At 36.7% G+C, this 22,795-nt stretch carries 20 protein-coding genes and 1 tRNA gene; 1 reads left to right on the forward strand and 20 read right to left on the reverse strand.

What is annotated here, in order from left to right; translation table 11 throughout:
• Positions 1 to 5 precede the first annotated feature (5 nt).
• Positions 6 to 90, forward strand: a tRNA-Leu gene (locus GQF63_RS02915).
• Positions 91 to 174: 84 nt separating this feature from the next.
• Here GQF63_RS02915 and GQF63_RS02920 read toward each other — a convergent pair.
• The 20 genes from GQF63_RS02920 to GQF63_RS03015 form a co-directional block, all read right to left on the reverse strand.
• A complete protein-coding gene (locus GQF63_RS02920; protein WP_160367616.1) occupies positions 175 to 1,116 on the reverse strand; it encodes a DUF5106 domain-containing protein in 942 nt (313 codons plus the stop codon).
• A 107-nt stretch (positions 1,117 to 1,223) separates the two neighbouring features.
• On the reverse strand, positions 1,224 to 1,910 hold the full coding sequence (locus GQF63_RS02925; protein ID WP_160367617.1) for a hypothetical protein: 687 nt from the start codon (positions 1,908 to 1,910) through the stop codon (positions 1,224 to 1,226).
• A 68-nt stretch (positions 1,911 to 1,978) separates the two neighbouring features.
• Positions 1,979 to 3,532, reverse strand: a complete 1,554-nt coding sequence (locus GQF63_RS02930; RefSeq protein WP_160367618.1) for a hypothetical protein — start codon at positions 3,530 to 3,532, stop codon at positions 1,979 to 1,981.
• Positions 3,533 to 4,245: 713 nt separating this feature from the next.
• Positions 4,246 to 5,856 (reverse strand): fibrobacter succinogenes major paralogous domain-containing protein, encoded by a 1,611-nt coding sequence (locus GQF63_RS02935; protein WP_212592450.1) that lies wholly within the window; start codon positions 5,854 to 5,856, stop codon positions 4,246 to 4,248.
• Positions 5,857 to 5,877: 21 nt separating this feature from the next.
• The gene (locus GQF63_RS02940) at positions 5,878 to 6,066 is read right to left on the reverse strand and encodes a hypothetical protein (protein ID WP_160367620.1); all 189 of its coding nucleotides are present in this window, start codon (positions 6,064 to 6,066) and stop codon (positions 5,878 to 5,880) included.
• 443 nt (positions 6,067 to 6,509) lie between these two features.
• Entirely contained in the window at positions 6,510 to 8,912 is a 2,403-nt protein-coding gene (locus GQF63_RS02945; RefSeq protein WP_160367621.1) for a GumC family protein, read from the reverse strand.
• 6 nt (positions 8,913 to 8,918) lie between these two features.
• Positions 8,919 to 9,713, reverse strand: a complete 795-nt coding sequence (locus GQF63_RS02950; RefSeq protein ID WP_160367622.1) for a polysaccharide biosynthesis/export family protein — start codon at positions 9,711 to 9,713, stop codon at positions 8,919 to 8,921.
• Entirely contained in the window at positions 9,706 to 10,653 is a 948-nt protein-coding gene (locus tag GQF63_RS02955) for a hypothetical protein (RefSeq protein ID WP_160367623.1), read from the reverse strand. Before GQF63_RS02955 ends, GQF63_RS02950 begins: the two co-directional genes overlap by 8 nt.
• Positions 10,654 to 10,665: 12 nt before the next feature.
• Positions 10,666 to 12,288: an ABC transporter ATP-binding protein gene (locus GQF63_RS02960; RefSeq protein WP_160367624.1), complete on the reverse strand. Its 1,623-nt coding sequence runs from the start codon at positions 12,286 to 12,288 to the stop codon at positions 10,666 to 10,668.
• A 4-nt stretch (positions 12,289 to 12,292) separates the two neighbouring features.
• A complete protein-coding gene (locus GQF63_RS02965) occupies positions 12,293 to 13,387 on the reverse strand; it encodes a nucleotidyltransferase family protein (RefSeq protein WP_160367625.1) in 1,095 nt (364 codons plus the stop codon).
• A 9-nt stretch (positions 13,388 to 13,396) separates the two neighbouring features.
• Positions 13,397 to 13,666: a PqqD family protein gene (locus tag GQF63_RS02970; RefSeq protein ID WP_160367626.1), complete on the reverse strand. Its 270-nt coding sequence runs from the start codon at positions 13,664 to 13,666 to the stop codon at positions 13,397 to 13,399.
• A gap of 6 nt (positions 13,667 to 13,672) precedes the next feature.
• Positions 13,673 to 14,122 carry a S24 family peptidase gene (locus GQF63_RS02975; protein ID WP_160367627.1) on the reverse strand — a complete coding sequence of 150 codons (450 nt, stop codon included), beginning with the start codon at positions 14,120 to 14,122 and terminating at the stop codon, positions 13,673 to 13,675.
• 80 nt (positions 14,123 to 14,202) lie between these two features.
• Positions 14,203 to 15,321, reverse strand: coding sequence for a glycosyltransferase (locus tag GQF63_RS02980; RefSeq protein ID WP_160367628.1), 1,119 nt, complete (start codon positions 15,319 to 15,321; stop codon positions 14,203 to 14,205).
• A complete protein-coding gene (locus GQF63_RS02985; protein WP_160367629.1) occupies positions 15,318 to 16,316 on the reverse strand; it encodes an acyltransferase family protein in 999 nt (332 codons plus the stop codon). Before GQF63_RS02985 ends, GQF63_RS02980 begins: the two co-directional genes overlap by 4 nt.
• A 3-nt stretch (positions 16,317 to 16,319) precedes the next feature.
• Complete coding sequence (locus tag GQF63_RS02990; protein ID WP_160367630.1) at positions 16,320 to 17,435, reverse strand: glycosyltransferase; 1,116 nt, start codon at positions 17,433 to 17,435, stop codon at positions 16,320 to 16,322.
• A 25-nt stretch (positions 17,436 to 17,460) separates the two neighbouring features.
• Positions 17,461 to 18,588, reverse strand: coding sequence for a glycosyltransferase family 4 protein (locus tag GQF63_RS02995; RefSeq protein WP_160367631.1), 1,128 nt, complete (start codon positions 18,586 to 18,588; stop codon positions 17,461 to 17,463).
• Positions 18,585 to 19,898, reverse strand: a complete 1,314-nt coding sequence (locus tag GQF63_RS03000) for a hypothetical protein (RefSeq protein ID WP_160367632.1) — start codon at positions 19,896 to 19,898, stop codon at positions 18,585 to 18,587. The genes GQF63_RS02995 and GQF63_RS03000 overlap by 4 nt, the downstream gene beginning before the upstream one ends.
• Positions 19,879 to 20,865, reverse strand: coding sequence for a glycosyltransferase family 2 protein (locus GQF63_RS03005; RefSeq protein WP_160367633.1), 987 nt, complete (start codon positions 20,863 to 20,865; stop codon positions 19,879 to 19,881). Before GQF63_RS03005 ends, GQF63_RS03000 begins: the two co-directional genes overlap by 20 nt.
• Positions 20,866 to 20,880: 15 nt before the next feature.
• Positions 20,881 to 21,858, reverse strand: a complete 978-nt coding sequence (locus GQF63_RS03010; RefSeq protein WP_160367634.1) for a glycosyltransferase family 2 protein — start codon at positions 21,856 to 21,858, stop codon at positions 20,881 to 20,883.
• Complete coding sequence (locus tag GQF63_RS03015) at positions 21,855 to 22,790, reverse strand: glycosyltransferase family 8 protein (protein WP_212592451.1); 936 nt, start codon at positions 22,788 to 22,790, stop codon at positions 21,855 to 21,857. The genes GQF63_RS03010 and GQF63_RS03015 overlap by 4 nt, the downstream gene beginning before the upstream one ends.
• Between the last annotated feature and the right edge of the window lie 5 nt (positions 22,791 to 22,795).

The following is a 22,795-nucleotide window of genomic DNA, read 5'->3' on the forward strand; positions in this document are numbered from 1 at the left end:
CAGTTGCCTAGGTGGTGGAACTGGTAGACACGCAGGACTTAAAATCCTGTTCCCGTTAAGGGAGTGCGGGTTCGATTCCCGCCCTAGGTACTTGGATAAAAAGCTCATCGAAAGATGAGCTTTTTTAGTATATAGTTTTTGGACTTAGTAGTTAGATCTTGAAAGTGTTAAATTTTAGAAACTTACTGTACTCAAATACTCTCCAAAACCGTTAAGATCCGTATCTTTTAGAATCACTTTTTTATCCTTATCCAATAAATAAATCGTTGGTGAGGCTTTCAAATCATAGAGTCCTTGACTCAGAACCGCCTGCTTCTCATCTATGGCATTGATAAAATTAGCAGGAACCTGATTCCTATAGTTTTTCCAGATATCCATATTTCCATCAGGATAAACCGCCAAAACTTGTAAATGCTTATGGCTAATGAGGTCTTGAATGCCTGCATGAGCCTTTAATGCAGCAAATGTCTCTTCGCAGTTACTACAGCCTGGTTCATAAAACATAAGCAATAATAAAGCAGCATCCGTTTGATATAAGCTGGACGTTGACCCATCGCCTAATAAGAAGCTGAAGTCTGTTGCTCTTGTACCCTCTTTATTGCGTTTCACTAAATCTAGTAGCACCTTATATTTTTCTTTATCTGCCGCGCTAACCCGGTCAGATGACGTGAAATAGGTCAGTACCGGTTCGTAGTATAAATCGTTTCGTATCGGGGAATTCGGGTCGTATAAATAGCTATCTAATTTCTGTTGAAAAAACGCAAAACCTGTAGGTTCTATTTTTGCTTGATCCAAAAACTGGGGAATGCCGGTTTCCAATTTATCTATAGAGACCTGAGGAAACATCGCCAAGTAATCGACCAATATTTGCTCAGCCGTACCATTATTAAATTGTGTGCTGGTATCACTAAAATTAAAATGATCCCAATAATGCTCAAAAACGTAATTCAGTTTGTCCTGCGGATCGGTCAGCACCGCCGGAGCTTCTGGAAGGTGAAACCCAGATTCTGAAGGATTACCCTTATCTGAATTTAAGTTAGTGCTGGATTGGCAGGACAGCAACAAACTAACTATACATAAAAATAGAGAGGAAAGAAATATTCTGTTCGCATACATAGGCTTAATGAAATTGATACTGTAGTTAAATTTAACAAAAAATAGTCTTGGCCCAAAAGGAACCAAGACTATCAACTATTTAAATGAAATTTACTTTCTTGTATTGCTTACCAAATCTTGAAATTCAAGCCAACTAGGGCTGCTAATGAACCTTCGGCATTTCTACCGCCAAATTCACCATCAAAACCATCACCATGGATATTACCTCTGACATCAATATTTAAATCCAAAGATTCGCTCAAACGGAAGGTTTGCAAAATACCCAAAGATGGGCTAACACGCATTTTTTTCGTATGATCTATGCCGATCATTAAGCCTACACCTGCATAAGGAATAAGGCTGTACAAGCGTTGTTCGCTGTAACCATTCACATCATTTAACCAGTTGAACATAAAATCGGCGTTCACATTTAAATAATTGAATTTTTGATATTGCAGGTTTTGGGAAGCATCCCATACTTTTCCAGTCCCTAAATTTGGGTCTTGGGTAGCTCCTTTATATTGGAAACCTCCTAAACCTAGGCGGGCACCAAACCTATCATCAAACCACTTGCCGGCATATACCTCAAATTTAGGCGATATACGCTTACCAAGATCCATTTGTTTATCATGGTCACCGAAATAAATAGCCCCACCGGCATTTACCCCAACAAACCAGTTGTCTTGAATACCTCCAAATTGGTAGGCACGGCTTGGTTTGCGCAATAAAGGTTCACCTTCTTTAGGTTCTGTTTCGGCATATCCCAAATGTAGGGATGTTAATGTAATAATTAACGCTACTAGTTTTTTCATCATTATATTAAAAATTGATTGGATACCTGCCGGAAAACCCCCTGTCTTTCGGCAGCTTATTTACTAAAATTCTATTTTTTACGACATCGCACCGTTGCTCTCCCCGTTGCAGCTGACATCACATCGAATGTAAATTGACTTTTTGGATTCGCTTTATAAAAACTTAAAGCATAACTTGATGTGTTAAGTACCGCAGGGTCGGTAGTCATATATAATCCTCGATTGCCTACACCATTGGTAAACCAGCCCAAGAAAAACTCATAATATCCTGCGGTGTAAATTCTGAACTTTTCATTTTGAGCAGTTGTAAACTCATAAAAGTCGGATCCTGTAGCTTTCACAGTTGAGGAATGATTTAATAGTTTTCTAAAATCATCCCTAGAAGGTGTAATCCAAGTCCCCTCGGGAGCTACCTTTAAACAAGGGTCTCCTTTATAAATACCATCCCAGGAGTAAATCTCCTCTACACCAAAATAATCTTGTGTTCTTTGTAAAACTGTATAACTATAGGTGTCACGAAATTTATTAACTCTTGTTTGCGGCGTATGTAAATTATAGCGCGCCCAAGTTATTCCATCTATTTCTAAACCTCCTTCATACATGTCAATCACGGTGCGGTAAGCATAATTAGGCGCTACATTAAAAGGATTGAACGATACAGTAACAGGCTTATTTAGTACCACATCAGCACCACTACCATCCTTATAAACTAAATTCGTTACCTTAATAGATGGAGCAATCGAGCCTGTTTTGGCTGTATAATACCATTGTGTTCCCGCTTCGTAATTGGGGCTAGCCAAGGTTACAAAGTTTAATTGACTAACGGTATACGGTTGTAAATCGGACACAACTCCGGTTTTTAAGTTTACAGCACCTGTATAAAATTCATTGGTATTCACCAATTGGGCAGTTATACTTTTTATTTTCCGATTTAAGGAGGTAGCTCCATTAAATGTAAAATTCATTGCTGCATTTTTACGTTTAAAAGCAATCGCAATCAAACGGTTTTGGGCTCCAGCTCCAGTTACTGTTACGGTGCTCGTACCACTTGTAGCATGCAAAAAGCTTCCGGTTTGCAAGGTTCTTGCTGTTGGGTTATTGGTACCTGTAATATCAGGCACATCCGTTGTGTTATTATAGGTATATGCCGCCCATGTATATGCTACATTTTTAACCACAGGAATATTTAACCGTGTTCCGGAAATAGCTTGTACCGATTTATAAATGCTTCCGTTCGGATTAAATAAGAAAAGCCGATATTTATTTCCAGCAGTCATGGCAACAGCTTTCACGCCCTTAGCCGATCCAGCACCTTTTGCTGTACTTTTAAGAACAATAGATTTTCTATTCTGTGTATCTCGTTCTACACGAGGAACCATATCTAAACTTTCCATAGAAAAAACTTGGCTTTTTTTACCACTTTTTAATCCAGCTGTTATTTCTTGCGCATTTGCTTTTGCCTGACCTTGATTATCCCACACTCCTTCTTCTTCATCAATAATCCCCGCCACATCTACTTGAAGCGTTGTCAAATCATCTGGATTCACCTCGGTATTGGTATCCCTGTTACACCCCATTGCTACGGCAAGGAAGGATAGTGCAATAATTGATTTTAATACTTTCATCTTGGTTTGATATATTATATTATAAACATCCAACGAATTCCTCTTAGAACAGTCCGTTCGTTCTTTGGTTATCATCATAGATATACTCTTCCACTTCGGGCGAGTATGGCTTATTTGAACCTGTAGGTGTAACTGTTGCTGATGAGGTAGCAATACCTTGTTCAAGTTCAAGCGATACACAAAGAACACTTGGCCGTGTATACTTTAGTTTTTGAAATTCCATTTTTCCCATTTTTAAACACTTACTAGATTACAATTTCTGGAAGAGCATGTCATCCAGAGCTTGCTTTATTACTGCATGTTTACCGAGATTGAACAGTTAGTGTGAATAACAATTTGCACTCCGTTAATAAACAGCAACAAATATAAGCCGGGAAAAAGATGTATTAAAATCGACTAAAGATACATATTTTCGTTAAACAAAATATTTAAAATTGAATTCTGTAAATAATCAACTACATTTCTTAATTATCGCGTTCCATTTATAAACTAACATACATCTATTTAATTATTACATTAGTTGTTTACACAATTTGTTAAGAAGAAATAGCCATACGGAATAATTGTCTATATTTTCATTTGTCAATGTATGTCTACATAAAAGGTCGATTTAATTATACATGTTATAACAATAAACCTTAAGTAGTTAGTTAATTGACCTAATTGAGGATTGAAAATATTAAATTAATATATAAACACAGGTAGATGAATTCTTAATTTCTTACGCAACGAATGTTCTCCTTACCACCCCAGGATGATATCGCCCAGTACTCCCACACGTTTTCACCAAAAAGTGGAACGCTTAAATTATCGCTAACACGGTAGCCATAAACCCCGGTCATTGCACCGCCTAAGAAGCCCGTTTCTGAAGACCAAAAATAGCCATCGGTTTTTTCACCCGAAACAGTAAAAAGGCCAGCAATCACATGGAGGAAACCAAATTTATTGATTCTTAGTTTATTGCTTGGATAAGGTGCTGCAACCCCTGTTGCCACATACTCTACATAATCATTTTTCAATTCTCGCAAGGAACTTGCGTCTACAGCAACAAGCTTTTGAATTTCATCACGATTCGGCATGCGCCAAACATTTAAAGGATAAACTCGTGTACAAGGATCTTGTTTTCCAATAGTTCCATCTGGAAATGGCGCCTTGAAATTCCAATAATCCTCTTCTCCTCGGGGATATTCAAAACCAATTTTATGCCGAAAGCGGTACGCTCTATCGGCATAGGAGAAGTACAAATTCGTCCTCGCCCAACGAACTCCAGCTACCGTTAAAGGAGACTCCAGCATATTTAAGTTGGCAATTTTACTGATGCCGACACTGGGGCTAATGTTATAGCTGAAGCTAGCCGGACTCGTAAATGTACGCGTGGAATTATCATCCAGGTTGAGGACAAAGTTGTTTAAGGTGTATTCAAAGTTCGGAATTGCTGCCATATCCGCGGTATAGAAATAAGCCACTTTAATGGTATCTTTCGAATCAGTTTCCAGATTTTGGAAATCCAATGGACCCGATACGGTATAAGGTTGCAGATTTTCAATGTCACCCGTTTTCAAATTGACAGTTCCCATTTTGAAATAACTATCGGAACCTAAGGTCACATTCGCCGATCGAATACCAGCAAACATACCCCTAGCATGTAACTGTACGCCTACCCTACCCAATTTCTGAAGGAAATATACCCGTAAAGGTTTATTCACTTGTCCCGGACCGGTAACCGTAATGGAACCTGTTGCATACAACATTTCTTTTCCAGGAATCGTAGGAATTTTCGGGTTATTATGATCAGCTACATCAGCCACATCATCCGTCGAATTATAGGAGTAAGCAATCCAGGTGTATGGATGTCCTTTCACCACATCAATTTTGGTTTCTGTACCAGAAGTCAAATGGTAGGATCCCGCAAACTTGCCATCACTCATATACAATAACAACCTATACTTCATTCCCGGATCCATGGCTAAGGCCTTCGCGCCGTTCACTTTTCCCTGTTCTTGGGAAGAACGACTTGCCAATACCACCTTACCTTGGGCTATGGGGGCTTTTATTAGCTCAGAAACCACATCATAACTTTCTAAGGATTGCACTTGTGGTTTGCTTTGACTTTGGATCCCTTCGCGATTTAACAGCGCTGCAGAAGCCATCGGCTCCTCATCCTGCATAGACACCTCTTCCACCCCGCCAACAGACACGATTAAGTCTGTCAGGTCTTGCGGGTTAATTTGCTCTTGGACGCTAGGTTTATCACAGCTATAAATAGCAAATAATACCATCGGCAAGCAAAGGAGTTTAATTAATCGAATGCTTTTCTTTTTCATATATAGATGCTGATTCATAGGTTAGAAATCTTTGTTTTGCGAACTTATTTCCACTTCCCAGTCTTGATATTCTGGTGTTGAATTTCCTTGTTGTCCATTACCAGGCGTAAAGGTCGCAGAAGAACTAGCGATTCCTTGTTCTAACTCAATAATGGACCAACTAATTCGTGGCGCATGATAAGGCAGGTTTTGGTTGCGTTTCTGTTTCATAGCATAAATGACTAATTACATTTTAAATTATTATTAATATATTGTAATTATAATGCAAACATAAGAAGAGAACACGCATGATAACGCATGTTTACTATAACTTAATTATTATTGTAGTAATTAAATGACAAGATGTTTACTTGACTATTAACGAATCTAAATAAGGATAGTTAACCGATAGGAAACCAAGCAAATACCTTCGCCTTCATGTAACATATAAAACGGATCACTCCTTTTACTTAAGCGTAATAAACCTTATTGCAAAGGGGATTGATACGGGTGTGAAAGGGGAGTGAAAGGGGAATGAAAAGGTACTATGTGAGAAGAGAGTATGCAGTCGTACCTAGAAAAGCCTCCCAATATTTCTACTAACTAGCCATCATGCGATAGCTTTATAAAAATACAGGGAGGCTATATAACTTAGCGGAAAAGCATTTCAGACGCTAAGAGCGCCTAAAGAGATTAGAAAAAAATCCTTTCTTTTTTTGCACTTCATAGCCATAGCCGTAACCATAGCCGTAACCATAACCATAGCCATATCCGTATGATCGAGGGTCTTCTTTGACTCCATTCAGGACAACAGCCATATTTTTTAATTTATGGTTTTGATATACTTTTTCAATTTCTGGCAACTGACGCTTATCCATCTTTCCGGAACGAATAACAAAAAGCGTTAAGTCGGTCACCCGATTTGAGATATACCCATCGGCAACAATTTCAATAGGCACACTATCGACCACGATATAATCATATACTTCTCGCAATTGACCAAATAGATCGTCCAAGCGCTTCGAGAGTAACAATTCTACTGGGTTAGGTGCCGGTACGCCAATCGGGATTAAATCAACATTATAATCATTCAATAAATTGGTCGGGTAAATAATTTCTGATAAGTCTACTGAATGATTAGCCAAATAGTGGGTTACCCCCTTATCTACCTCTAAATTGAATTTCGAACTTAATGTTCCTTTGCGAATATCTAAATCGACTAATACGACTTTCTTATTTAAAAAGGCCAGCGTAGCTGAAAGGTTTAAAGCGGAGAAAGTTTTCCCTGCGCCAATTCTAGAAGATGACAGCATAATCACTTTGGCTCCTTGGCTTTCAGGGCTCATAAAGCTCAAGTTAGTACGTAAAATTCGGAAGGATTCTGTTAATGGATCACGTCCATTTTCAAATACTTTCACATCCGATGTAGACTTTTTATTATCTGCTAATGGAATTTCACCCATCACCGGAATACTTAGGCCATTTTCTAGATCTCCTTTACCCCTAACTTTCGTATCTAGCATCAGCATGGCTAACAAAATAATGGTAGGAATTAAAAATCCTAATCCAACACCTAATCCAACTTTCCTGAATTTACTTGGTGATATGGGTGCGCCAGAACCCGTTGCAGGGTCGATGATACGCATATTATCTTCCGTCATCGCCTGATTAAGGGCGTTTTCTTCCCGTTTATTAAGTAAGAATAGGTAAAGCTCCTCTTTCACTTTTTGCTGACGTTCAACCGATAACATGGTTCTTTCCTTTTTCGGAATCTCCATGACCTTGCCGGTTAGTCTTCTATACTCCCGATCGACATTCGTCAATTTAATACGCAAACCCTCAACAGCATTATCCACCGCACGGTTTATATTACCCCGCATCGAAGAAAGATCGCGATTCAATTCTTTTACGATCGGGTTTTCGCTGCTACTCCCCTCTTCTAATCGGTTCTTTTTTAGCAAGATATTGTTATACTCATTTATCTGCGATTCGACATTGGCATCTACTAATCCAGTATTATTGGGGATTAGATCTTTGGTGCGTTCAGCCGAGCGTAAATAATCCCGCATCATATTGGCCAACTTAATATCGGTTTCAATTTTATTTTTATCAGCCTGATACTGGCGGCTGTCGGTCAAGTATATTTCACTTGCGGTTCCTACATCAATGCCCTGGTTTCTGGATTTTAAATTTTCGATATCACTTTCTACAGACCCTAATTCACTTTCAATAATTTGTAACCGTTCTTTGATAAAATTAGACGTGTTGTTCGCGATTTGATTTTTATCAATAACGGTTAATTCATTATACACCTCAATCATCTTGGTGATGATATCATCGGCTCTTTTTGGCGAGCCATCCTGAATGCTGATTTCCAATAAATTGGCATCATCTTGCAATTGTTGAATGGTCATGTTGCTTAAGAAATAGGCCGCCATAGCTTCTAAAGGTATTTTCTTAATCAAAATCTCTTCGCCAAAGAAATACTCATCATAGTTATTATTTGCCGTTAAGGTCATTTTACCGACGGGGGTTTGAATTTCTTCATTAAATTTGGCCTTTATACGTACGCTAGGGTCGCCTTTACTGAAGCCAAAAAGTTCAACGGTTTCCTTGTCTATCCCTTTCAGGTCAAATTCAAAACCCTCATAACTGTTGTTATGGATTAAATGTATTAATACGGGTGCATCTTTATAAAGCTCAACCTGTCTTAACCCTCGTTTTTCGCTATAGCTGATATCGGCATGCAAACTAGTGACAGTTTGACGCATCAATTCTTTTGATTTTAACTGCAGGATTTCACTAGCAACGCTGACCGTATTGTAAAACATGGAAGATCGAGTCACCCGACTGGAAGTTGGCGTATTTTCCGGGGTTTTGATCATAACCGTTTCGGCACGCCTAAATACATAAGGCGATTTACTATATTGATAATAAAAATAGGATGTAAATACTAGAATGGATAAAACATACCATTTCCAATAATGCAATAAATAATTTACGATATCCAGTAAATTAATCGTCTTATGTGCATTTAAACCTTCAATAGGTTGATAATTATTTGCTGTATTACTCATTGCAAATTACTTAATAAGATTTAAAACGCTAAGTAAAATGGTAACTAGACCTAAACTAAAGGAAGCATAGCGCCATGTACGGTCTTCTTTAGGTGTGTTTTCACTTTCTTTAGGTTCTACGAAAACAAAGTCATTTTGTTTAAGGTAAAACCCTGGAGAATCAAATACATCTTTGGATTCGATATCAGTGACAATTTTTTTACGTTGTCCATCTTCTTCCCGAACAATGGTAATACGTTGAGGATTCGCATTTGAGGTTAATCCTCCAGCACGGGAGAGTGCCTCGATTAAAGTTAGTTTAGAATCTGACACCTCAATCAGGCCACCACCTACCACTTCCCCTAAAACATTGATCTTTAAATTCATTAATTCAACCCGCACGATGGGAGCTGTAATGTATTTTTCATCAATCAGTTTATTACGAATAATCGATTTAATTTCTTCAATGGTTTTCCCTTCAACGGCTATGGTTCCTAAAATAGGAAACTCAATATTTCCACTCTGGTCCACTAAATATCCAGCTTTCATGGCTGTAGGTGTACTACCAGGGGTAACAACACCTGTTGGTTGTACGGAAAAGGAGCCCATTTCATTATTAAAAGGTGCTGCCAATTCTGGATTCTTTGCACTTATAAAAACGCTCAGTCGATCACTCTTTTGAATCGTTAAGGGAGCAACCTCCGCTATCGGATAACTGACATTTTCACCCATGTCTTTCACATAGACCACCTTTTGGCCAACTGAACATGCATTTAATAAGGCCATTAAACACAACAGTCCAAAAAATAAAACTTTATTCATAGTTATATGATTTGTTATTCTTAATTTCTTTATTACAAAGCTTTGCAGCTTCTTCATTAGGTAAACAGGCTAATTCACCAACATATACCCTTGCTATAATGTTTTCTAATAAGCCAATCATGGAGGAAAAAAGTTCATTATTCCAACGTAAGGCTGTAAAACTTGGCAAAAGTGCCATTAAAGCAAGTTTTCCGGTTTTTGATTCCATTTGATTATAAGGGGCTTGCTTTAAGCGGATAAAGGCTTCTAACCTCCCTTTTTCATTCTTATAACAAGGTGTTTTGCCACTCCATGGTGTTCCGTATATATACACTTCACCATTTGGTAGACATTTGATGGCTGGATTATCATCATTTAGGAGTTCATATCCCTGAATATACTGCAACCATAATTTACTATGGGTACTTTTTCCGGTTCCGCTTTTTCCTAAAAAGGCAACCGCCCTATCCTCCTTTTTCACCACTGAAGCATGAATTAAGGCGGTATTAAATCTTAAAATGGACTGGCCAAATGCAACCATCAATAACCAACTTAAGGCCGTATTACCGGCTTCAATAGATCCATCGGTATAGATAGCAGATTGCGAAAAGTTTTTATTACTGAGCATTTTCCAAGAAGCGGATTGATTAGCCTGGGAACCTTCAATATGGGTAAGATATTGCTGCTCCGATTCATAGAACTTAAAATTATCGCCCCACACAATCGAGATATCACTTAACAGCTTAAAGTGTTCTTGCTGTAGTTGGACGTTATTTAAAAATAGATCGAAGGAAATTACCGGCATTCCATCAGGAATTTCTTCAACCTGAAACCTTTTGAAGTTATAGAGAACAGCATCCATTTTGATCTGGCTTGGATATCGAATTTCCAGAGCAATTTCAGCCACCACATAGTAAATGTGCAACTGTTCTTCTTGATTTCTATGTTGTTTGTTCTCCATTAATTCAATAAATTATTGCATATAAACAACTTGGCTACAGCGCTCTGCTACAGTTAAATCATGCGTTACATAAATGACCACCTTATCCTTTCCTGCTAGCAGGAGTCGATCTAATAAGGTTTGGGTGGTTTCAGCATCTAAGGCGGAGGTTACTTCATCAAATAACCAAATGGTCGCATCCTTTAGTAAGGCGCGTGCTAAGGCAATGCGCTGGGCCTGCCCTTCAGAAAGACCATATCCAGATTCACCAATATCCGTATCTAAACCCTCTGGAAGCTGATGAACAAATTCAGCGCAGCTTAAATAAAGCACCTCTTTTATTTTATTTTCGGTGATCTCTGGATGGATCATGAGGTTCTCGCGGATTGTACCAGCAAAAAGCTTATCACCTTGCGGAACATAAGCAATATTTATCCGATGGTTTCGGTTTAATGGAATACGTTTGCCTGCTGCTTCTAAATAAACCTGTCCGGAAATCGGGTTCACCATCGTTAATAACAAGCGAATAAGCGTAGTTTTTCCTTTTCCACTCGATCCGATAATGGCGGTTGGTTGCCCTGATATGGCCTTCATCGTAAAGTTGTCGATAATGAGGTTATCCTCATATTGAAAGGAAAGATTATTGATATGTAAAGCAGCAACATCAGGCAAAACCTCAGGTTGTTCCTCCGCTTCCAATTCGGTACCTAATAGTTCATCTACCCGATCTACAGACGTTCTAAACTTAATGAACACGGGAACAAAGCTCATTAAGGCCAATACCGGTGTTTGTATCCGGCCTACCAACTGTAAGAAGGCCGTCATCATCCCAAAAGTAATTTCTTGCTCTAACACCTTATAAACACCCCAAATAAAGGTTAATAAAAACCCGAAATTAACAGCTGCTTTTAACAGGGTTTGTGATTTGATGGAAAACGTCAGTAAATCCCCTTTTAAATCTTCAATAGACGCTTGCTGTTGTTCAATTTTATGCCATCTATTCTGTTGCAAACCTAAAGCCCTGATGACCATACGGAACCGAAGGTTCTCTTGAACAACTTGTGCAAGCTTACTTTCTGCTGTTTTCAAGTTGTGATTTAAGGTACGTAGTCTGCGAAAATAGACCTTGGAAAAGATAAATAAGGGGGTAATGGCTAAAATAATAAAGGCCAACATGGGATCCATGGACCAAAGCACAAAGAAAGAAGCAATCAAGCGAATTAAAGTTAATACAGAAGCGATACATGTTGCCCCGACCATTTGAACAACTTCATTGGCATCTGCGTTAATCCGTAATTGGATATCACCACTGTGCCACTTCTTGATGTAATTCCAAGTGGATAACATTTGCGATTTAACCAAACGATTCTGTAAATCGATCAACATATTAATGCGAGTCTTCTCATTGATCCAAACCGATAAACTTTTAAAGATCAAGCCTAATATCACGACAACAACTCCGATAATCAGCACCATCTTGACCATTGCCCGATCTCCTTCGATGGCAAAATCAATCGCTTGTTTGGAGAGAATAATAAAGTATAGCGAACTGGCAATGACAAGTAATTCCAACAGGAAATGTATTGCCAATTTCCCGTGGAAGCCTTCGGCCAACTGCCAAGCCCATTTCAGCTGATATTTTAAGTTACTGTTCATAACCTTAATGGCTAAACCGGGATAAAAAGTGGACGATAGGGAATGATATTGCTTCTTTGGGTGCTACTGGCACATATTTTATAAAGCTTGAGAACAAACGTTTACCTATTTGTTGTCTTTTACCTGCGCGAAGTTCTTCGCTTTTATAGGCTTCATGATGGAATCCAAAATTTCCTGCCAGCAGGATATCTTCTAGCATCCATTCGGCGTTATTATTTTTGTTTAAGGCAAAAGGCAAATAGGACTCTGCTAAGCCTAAGTTTTTCACCAAGATGTGGTGCAACAGATCAATCCATTTATGCAAGCCTGCTCGTTTATAAACCTGTTGTAACTCTCTCTCATCATACTGGTTTTTTAAGCTGAAATAGGCGCGTGCCGCATCGCACAATTGCCTCAAACCAATTCCGAAGGATAATAAATGCTTTAGAATATGCGCATTCACCTGCACGAGAGTTTCAAGAGCCGATGGTAAAGTAATAGTCTTTTCATTAACCTCCAGAGTTAATCGTTTCGGTTCTTCCTTTTTAGCCAGTTTCCCTAAAAAACCCTTTAAAAAAGGGTTATGAAGGTCGAACATCCGTTGATGATGCTCGATTTCGCAGTTATTCCAAACATAGCTTAAGCTATAACCCGCATCTTCTTGAACTGTGATGTCTTTCGAATGTAAAGCCGCTGCCACCTTGCTGTAATCTTTACGATTTTCGAAATACCAATCGATATCTCCTGACACACGTCGCGAAGGCTCCTCATAATACTGTGCAAGCCCCTGCCCTTTTAATAAAATTGGGGATACTTGGATCTGGCTAAAAAAATGTATCTGATCCACAAGAATCTGATTCATCCAGTTGTTACGCATCGCCAACTTCTCGACGCGGACGATCCATTTTAACAAGATTGATTTTTGGGGTTGTAAGTTTTGTGGCAATTGTTGGATACCATCGAATAAAACGCCTTCCACGGTTTGATGAACTGCCCATAGGTAAACCAGCTCCCAATCCGATTCAGACAATGGGAAATTCTCCAAATGTTGCACAGGTTTATTCCATAAACCGCTCTGCAATAAAGTAAAGAATACTTGTTTTATCTTTTGTTCGTTCATCAAATGATTTTATTCAACGATTAAACCGCCGGATTTAAAATCTGCTAACAATTTTTCGGCGTCTTCACGAGCCAGTTCAGGTTCTACTTCAAAAGTAGTTAAGAGAATAGCGACAACTGTATCTACTGTAAAATCTTTATCAAGCAACTCTTCCCAAACTAACACAGCAGACTCATTTAAAGTAAAAACTTTGGACAGGTCTACCATGTCTTGTCCAGGATCAACAATAATATACTCGCCTGCAATATTCCTTAATTTTAAATCTGCTCTTAACTTCATAACTAATTACCTAATGATCTTGGAAACTACACGGCGCAACGGACGTAAATAATAGTATAATGTCGATTTGACGATACTTTTTCTGCTATACAAGTGGAGCTGCTTCTGGCCTCGAAATCCTTGCAAGACCTTGGCTAATAATTCACTTTTTGAAACCTCTTCAATAAGTTGTAAATTATTATCACCAATTAAAAAAACAGTATCTCCTTTAATTCGGCGGATCCGATGTAATATATACTGTTTTTTATACCTGGCTAATACAATATCTCCCGGTTGTATGTTGTCTAAATCGACTGCCTCTAGCAGCACCTGATCACCATAACGCAGGAAAGGAAGCATGCTGTTACCGATAACATTAATTTTCACAGTTTTACCTGAGCGGATATCGCTTAAAATCTCAGCAAAGAAAACTTCATTGTTAATTTGAATTTTTCGATGACCAAGTGTTTCATCCATTGTTAAGTAATATCTAGTATCTAAAACTGTAAATTGTCGTGACAACCTTTGTTTCTAAGCCACAAACATACCTATCCGTATTAATTCGATAAAATCTGTTTATATAATTGTAAACTTTTATCTACCATATTGGCGAGGGTAAAATTTGATTGAAATCTATTTTTTCCTGCAACTACTAATTTATTGAAATATTCCTTATTTTCGGTAATGATTTTTATCGCATTTGCGATCGCTAAACCGTCTTCAATAGGTACTATAAGTCCTGATTCATCTTTTTTATTTACCCAACTTACACCCGACTCTGGGATATCCGTGGAAACTATTGGTTTACCACAAGACATGGCTTCCAATTGAACGATACCAAAGGCCTCTGTTTTTATGATAGAGCTTAAGCAGAATAAAGTGGATGCACCATAATAACTAGGGATATCCTCGTCGGCAATAAATCCCAAGAGTTTCACCTTATCCTGAAGTTGATATTCGGCGATTTGCTGCTCTAATTCCTCCTTTAAAGGGCCCTTCCCTCCTATTAAAACCACATAAGAGTCATCTAAGTGCCGGGCAGCATCAATTAGATATCGGAATCCCTTGTATTCAACCAAGCGACCTAAGGAAAATATTATTTTACGATGATTATAGCTTTCCTGGATTTTTTTGGCCGAGGCTTGGTCATAGGTCATGGCTGGGATACCAATGGGTATATAATCTATTTTATGTTGAAAGTTTTTGAGGAATGGGGATTGCGCAACATATACGGGAGTAGTACCAACAATAAGATCGGCACGTTTCAACAACCAGTTTTGCAGGGGTTTATAGGCTTTCAGCAACATTTTTTGTTTTAAGATATCACTGTGCCAATGTAACATCACTTTGCCTTTATAACCGCTTAAAAACAAGGCTAAAGTCGCCATAGGGTCTGGGTGATGGATATGGATAATATCGTAATCTTTAGCGATGCTCCTCAGCTTGCCTATCATATCAGGCGCCAGCATGGTGGCGGCAAGCTTTACCTTGGTAGGCATGACCATGAGTTTTGCAAAAGGATTGAGCTGTATGGTTGAAGCAGGATAGTCTTCTGTGGAAGCACAGAGCATATCGCAATGAACCTGCTGCGCGGAAAGACCGAGCATGAGGTCGTACATTACTTTCTCTACCCCTCCCCGGATTGGATAGAATTTACCTATTTGCAGAATTTTCATGGGTTTAATATTTTTTTTGCGAGCTGATTGAATATAAAGGCAGAAATAATAGAAAATAAAACGACGCTGATGGAAAAGATATAGTCATTGTCAAGATGTATAGTTTTACCTCTTAATAAAAACATCCAAGCGCCATGCAAAAGATATATTTCGTAGGATATACTACCTAAAAATAATAAAACCTTATTCTTAAGCGAAATAAAACTTACGAGATAAACTAAAGCTATGGGAATAATAACATAGGCTAAAGGAAACAAAAGCTCGATTTTACTTTTTACAATAAGCAATAACAAAACGCAAATAGACGGAACAATCAGCAATGGCCATTTCTGTTGCTTAGTAAGTTTTAATAATTTGTCTTCATACAACTTATAATACATCCCGGTAGGGAAAGCTAAAGCACAAATCCACCATTCTCTTCCGTAACCTAAGTTTCGTAGCATAAAGATAAATGCAACGGTCAAGAGAAGGAGGATAAATAATTTCAAGTATAATCCTAATTTGGAATTTAGAAATACAAGGTAAAAAAGCAAGTAAAAACCAATGATAGCATATGCATACCAAGAAAAAGGTAAAGGAGTTATCCCGTAAAGGAATAAATTTTGAAAGATTCCCTCGGGGAACATTTGCTTATCTAAATATTCAAAAATCAGATAAACAGCTGTCACCAATAATAGTGGAAAGACAATTCGCCATATTTTAGATGGGATAAAGTTATTTAAATAACTATCTCCTTTTTTTTGATAAGATGCTAATAAACCATATCCAGAAATGCATAGAAATAATGACACTATAGGTGCGCCCCAAAAATCAAAAGGAGATAAGAAAGTCACATGCCCTATAGTTGTTAAATGATAAAGGATAATTAAAATGGCTAAAACACCTTTTAGGTTATTTACTTGATCTAAAGAAAAAGGCTTGATTTCACCATTTTTTAGTGTTACAATCAATGCGTTTGCATATAAAAACACAATAAGGAGAGCAAAGGAGATCATATTTTATTTTAATAAAATAGAAAACAATTGTTCCCAAGATTTTGATACCGGCTCTTCTAGATTTTTCTCTGGAACGGTTGAAAAAACACCCTTTTTCTGTTCAATAAAAGCTAGCATTAACTCAGCAAGTTCCTGAGGATTTTCCGAGTTAAAGAAGGCAGCATTTGATGTGGAGGCAGCTGTTTCTTTGGCATAGGGTAAATTTGCTAATAGCATAGGTTTTTTAAAACTAGCAAACTCCGTGATGGGTAATCCCCAAGTTTCTACTTTTGAAGGAAAAACTAAGCAAGACGCCTCATTATACAGTTTGAACATGCTTTTTCTATCTTGAAATCCTTCCCATTTTATTTGTTTTACAGAACCCCATTTTTTATACAACCATTTTGAATAGGCATTCTCTGTCCCATCTATAGTGAGTTTAACATTAAATTCACTATCTGTGTTTATAGCCAGAATGCGAGTCGCCTCGCATAAACATTCAAAGTTTTTATGACTGTTTGGCGAAGCTGCGTATATAAAGGATGGTATTTCAACTGTACCCTCTGAAGGTTTGATAGACCAATTATTGTCTGAATTCTCCGTAGGAAGTGCAACAATAATTTTGTCTTTCGCAAGTCCAAACATCCTTTTAAAGGCATCTTTTATCCATTGTTGTTGAACAATGACAAATAGATTTCGATGAATTCCTTTTTGATAGATAAGCTTTGAAAACAAGGAAAAACCTACAATTTTGGGAGCAAATAAGATTTCTTTAAATTTCCAATGATAGAAAGGAAAAGGATTATGACAATATACAGCTTGGCGCTCAGCAATTACATTCGGAGTGGTATCATGTAAGGATAACCAAAGAAAAACAGGACCAATTTGTTTGGAAATTTTATTTAAGCTTATATACTCATACCAGAGCCTATTTAACCAGCTTTTTTTTGGCCATTTATTTTCAATATATTCAATGTAAGGATAATATGCTAAATCCTTATCATAAACGACAGCAATTATCCTATAATCCCCCTCTTTATTTAAACTGGACAAATAGCTTAAACAATCTCTTAAAATGGTCAGTGTCCCACCAACATTTAAGTTTACAGCTGATACAACAATGGTTTTCTTTTTTTCCAAAATATCAATCTTCTATTATTTAATATTAATCAGATAAACCATCAAAGAGTTTCATCCACAAGTGCATTACTTTATCTTCTGAAAAATTAGAAGCCATTAATTTAGCTTCCTTTCCCATAGTTTTTCGGAGTTCCTTATTCTCAATTAGGGAGATTATGCCTTTTGCCAATCCATTTATATCCCCTACAGGAAATAGCATACCATTTTTCCCTTCCTCTATAATATCTCTTGGACCACATTTACAGGCATATGCCAACAAAGGTAATCCACATACTTGTGCCTCAATTAATACCATTCCAAACCCCTCATACCTGGAAGTCATAACAACCATACTTTTATTTAAATAGGCATTTCTGATATCTTTTACTGGTTCATGGAGTATAATCACGTTTTCCAATCCATAGGCTTTTATACGTTGGATATAAGATTGTAATAATGGCCCATGCCCATATATATCCAATACCCAATCTGGATGACTTAAATTCACGATTTTCCAGGTGTCAATCAACTCATCAAATCCCTTTTGGTAATCGAATCTACCTACAGCGATTGCATGTTTCTGTTGTAAATTTGAAACAATGTCAGACTCAAATGAATTAGCGTTAGGGATTACCTCCATATTTTTCATATTTCCCCAAAGCTTTTTATCTTCTTGAGTCAACACGACGAACTTTTTATATTTCGCAGCAGTAATAGCATCTTGCTTACTTCTATATCGATCAATAGCTCCCCAAAATCCTTTACGCCCATACTGGATGCGCTTAAATCGTGAAAAGTGGATTTCCAACAGCTTTTCACTCCCGTCAGAAATGCTATGTAAAAAACTTACATCATGATCAAACATAGATATAACAACATCAGCTTTTAATTCCTTTAAAGCTGCTTCCAACTTTTTCTTATGTAATCGCTGTTTACTTGGATAACTCCAAACTTTAGATAATAAGCTTTTATTGTTATTCAAATCGTAATTGATATCTAAATCAATATGTTTAATCTGAGGGTCAAAAGAAAAAAATGTATTTCTGTTTCTTTGGTCCGTTGTAATAATTACTATTTCATAGCCATGTTTTTGTAAATAGTTCGCTTTATTGGCTAATACCCTTTCCATTCCCCCAGAATTAAAAATTCCAGAAATACAATAAACTATTTTCATTGAGCTACCTTTCTTTCATTATTCATGCAATAGAACAGCGCATATATTAGGAACAAATCTGTCGAAACCTTAAGCCAAATAATAAAAGTTAATGCCAATAAAAAAATAAAGAACAACCTATATTTGGGAAATTTTAGTGCACAGATCCACGCATTTACAATAAAAAAGATAGAGAATGTCACTAACCCAAGCAAACCAGAATAAAAGATGAATCGACAGTAGCCAATATCAGTACCTGCAAAAAACCAGTTCGCAAATTGCGCCTTTCCGATAACCCAGGTTTGATAATCATCAATATCTGGCCATCTCCACATTTCTGAATTCAACCTTTCCGTCGAACCTGTGGTCCAAACACCTGTTTCCAACCAATTAAAAAATCCTTCAAACCCAAACCTTAATTGTTCCCGAAATTCTAAGTTGGTGTTATAAAAATAAATTGACAATAATAGAAGAATAATGGAAACCACGAATATTAACCCCCAACTTTTTAATACAGAGAATCGAATATCACTTTTGAAAATATTTGAACTTATTAACAGATATCCCAGTCCCATGGCTAGACCCACTGTAGTAGTTCGTGAAATCATATTTCCAATGACACTAATTACAAAAAAGGAGAACCAATAAAATAGAATTAAAGATCTTCTATTCTCTCCATCAAATTCATTTTTCAGTATGGCACATAATCCAATTAGTATAATAGAAAAACGTGTGCCGGCAACATCAATAGCGGCCCCAATTCCATATAAGCGATCTACCTCATTTAAAAATTTTACATCAGCAACTGTATCTTGAGAAATGTATCTGTCGACAATCGTTTTTACCGTTTCATTATTATCGATTAAAAGGGCTAAAAAACATTGAACTACACATACTGCAATTAAATAATGAAAAAGAGTTTTGAAATTGAAGGTTTTATGATACAATTCTAATACAAAAATTGTGGTATAAGCACCTAATAGCCAAGTGGCAAAAGAAATCCAATAATTTGCATAACTAAGGTCACTGGAATTATTAACCTCAACAGAAATAAAACCAATAATACTAAAAATGACTGCAATGCCTATTGCGGGAAATAGTTCTTTATTAATAAGAACCGCACCTTGCCGAATGAATTGAACCGCCAAAATCAAAACAGCAAATACAGCAAGGATGACCTTGGTATTTAAGCCCTTTGGAAGAAAAGTAAATTCGAAAGGAAAAAAATAGGTACTAACTAATATGCCTAGTAAGATAGATGTGATAATTACACTTAGCTTACTGGGTTCTGACTTAATGCCAGAATAATTCTTATTTATAGATAATTCCATAGATTACTTTAATAATTAAGAAATAATGTAACCGGACTATAAAATCCAGTTTATGCAAAGCTGCCCACTGAATAAATTTTATTCGTCTATTTGTTGTTGGATTACTTTCAATAAATGGATTTGATTCTGTATATAGAGACCTCCAAAAATCAAATGAAGTCTTATTATTACCTATAAGAAGGGGTAATTTGACATTTAATTTAAAATAATTTGATTCATTATTGAACTTATCTCCATACCGTCTTTCTAAAAAGTTTATAGTTTCTTGGGCATTAAAATCAATTTGTTTAAATCGCTCCAAAGACACCTGTTTAGTATAGGCATTTGGATTAATTTGTAAATAATGATAAAAAGCTTTCGGCAAATAGCTGACGACTTTAGCATATGCAAATAATTTTATCATCGTCATATCCTCCCCCATTGCCTTTCCAACAGGAAACACCACTGCACCTTCTCTATATAAATCTCTTTTTACTAATTTATTCCAAACATTAAATCGCATTCCACCTTGTAGCATCGCTTTAATACAATCTTCTCCATTAGTATGAGCTTCTTGTTTCATGTAGCGTTCGTTTTGGGCAAATGTCAAATACCAATCTGAATAAACGATATCTGCCTTCTTGCTAACTGCATGGTTTACCATTTGTTCTACCATGTCTATTTCAACCCAATCATCACTATCTACATGTATAATATATTCACCTTTTGCAACTTTCAATCCTGTATTTCGTGCCGCTGGCAAACCTTGGTTTTTCGGATGACTAATAATTTCTACCTGCGTTTTTCTACGCGGATATTTATCCAAAGTTGCTTTGGCAATGTCCATACTACCATCCTTGCTTGCGTCATCAACAAGCAGATATTCAATATTTTGATAGGTCTGCTCAAACAAAGAAACTAAGCATCGCTGAATAAATCGTTCAACGCCAAAGACTGGAATGATGATGGAAACCAAAGGAGTATTCATGAACTAATTAGGTGATTAGGATGAAAAAAAGTTTTTAATCTTTTTAGTAAGTATCCAAGTATTAATAAATATATAATTATTATGATTAATTGCTTGCCCTAATAAACGCGAATACTGCGGCAAACTTTTTTGTTTCATTACAAATTCATTGGATTCAGGAAAAATTTCCTTCCATTTTCTATAATCAGATTTCTTGGTTGAAAATAAAAGACTCTTTTTCGAGGATAACATCAATTGAGCTAATATCTCGGCAGCATTAAAGTTTTCTTTTGATTTTAGAAAGTCTAAAATACTTTGTGTATTTACAAATATGGAAGCTAATTTATCAGGAGATTTGCTAGAAACCTGGGAATCTGCATTATACTGAACATAATGATAATAAGCTTTTGGCAAATAACTAACCTTTTTTGCCCAATAAAATAATTGAACATTCACAAGCATATCTTCCCAGATATTATAACCAGCAGGAAATCGAATATTATGCGCCTTAAAAAGTCGCATCGCATATAATTTATTCCATAATCCTGCATGCATTTGTTCAGAAATCATCGCTTTAATACATTGTTCAGAAGTCGGTAGAACATCTTCTTTTTGAATCAATTCCTGGTCAACATAGGAGAGAAAAAAATCAGACCAAACGATATCAGCATTTTGACTATTAAGATGATCAAACAAATCCTCTAAAGCATTTTTCTCCATCCAATCGTCTGCATCACAAAACGTAACATAGTCACCATTAGCCTTATCTAAGCCTATATTCCGAGATTCTGAGGATCCTTTATTACATTCATTTTTTATGATTAATATTTCTTTCCTCTCCGGGTATTCTTTTATAGCTTCTTCTAAAATTTGTATGCTATTATCCCCTCCAAGATCATCAATGAAAATATACTCTATATTACTGTAGGATTGCTGCATTAAGGAATGCACACATCGCGCTATATACTTCTCAGCTTTATAGACAGGAACAATTATAGAGATCAATTGATTCATCCTTTGCCCCTCTTTCTTGGAAAAAAATACCTTACTAAAACTTTTACCCGTTTCATCAAAGATAATTCATCAAGTTCGTTAAACTTGCTGGCATAAAATTGATAATAGTATTGCGCATTAAAATAGGGTGATTTTCGATAATATTCCCACCAAATATCAAAGTTTAAGCACCAAGAGTTCCATGGCTTTGGACCATTATAATGGATTATACCGTATTTTAAAGCATAAGCAGTCTCTTCTTTGGAATAATAGGTTTGCTTAGGATCTTGGAGGATTTTTGAGGTAGTCCCTACGACACAAAATGAAGGCGGTAAATATTTTACTCGCCCCTTGCAAGCAATATTTAAAACATCCATATCTTGGTATTTCCAGTTCTCCTTCGCCAGGTCTTTAAATTTTTGTACCAACCCATCCTCACGAAGTTTTTTAGAATTCAAGATGATGTTTCCCGCAGCGATATACTCTTTAGAGGTCATTCCAATTACCTTTTGCAAGTATTCTTCTGTATCTGAAAATGGAGTCGATACACCAGCAACATAGTAATCCTCCATAGCTGTATTCAAGAAAATATCAGCTAAATCCGATCTGAAAATAATATCGACATCATGATACATAATAGTATCATATTGAGGAATAACATCCGGAATCAATAAACGATAATAAGTAGCTTGCGTAATGCCTCTAATTTGAAATGCGTCCTTAAAAGTTTCGCCTACATTTACATAAGAGATTTCAAAATTAGAATAAAACTCATGGAGTTTTTCTAATTCACCAAGCTTGGGAAATTTAGCTTGGTCATCATGTAAAATGAAAATAGAATAATAAGTGCTTGCTTTGGCATGAAAAAGTAAAGAAGAAATACAAACTCCTGCCTGCATCACTAAATTATCGTCAAAGCTAAATACAATAGGTATGATATGCTGCTTTTCCATATTAA

The sequence above is a fragment of the Sphingobacterium humi genome (genome assembly GCF_009768885.1).
GTDB lineage: Bacteria > Bacteroidota > Bacteroidia > Sphingobacteriales > Sphingobacteriaceae > Sphingobacterium > Sphingobacterium humi.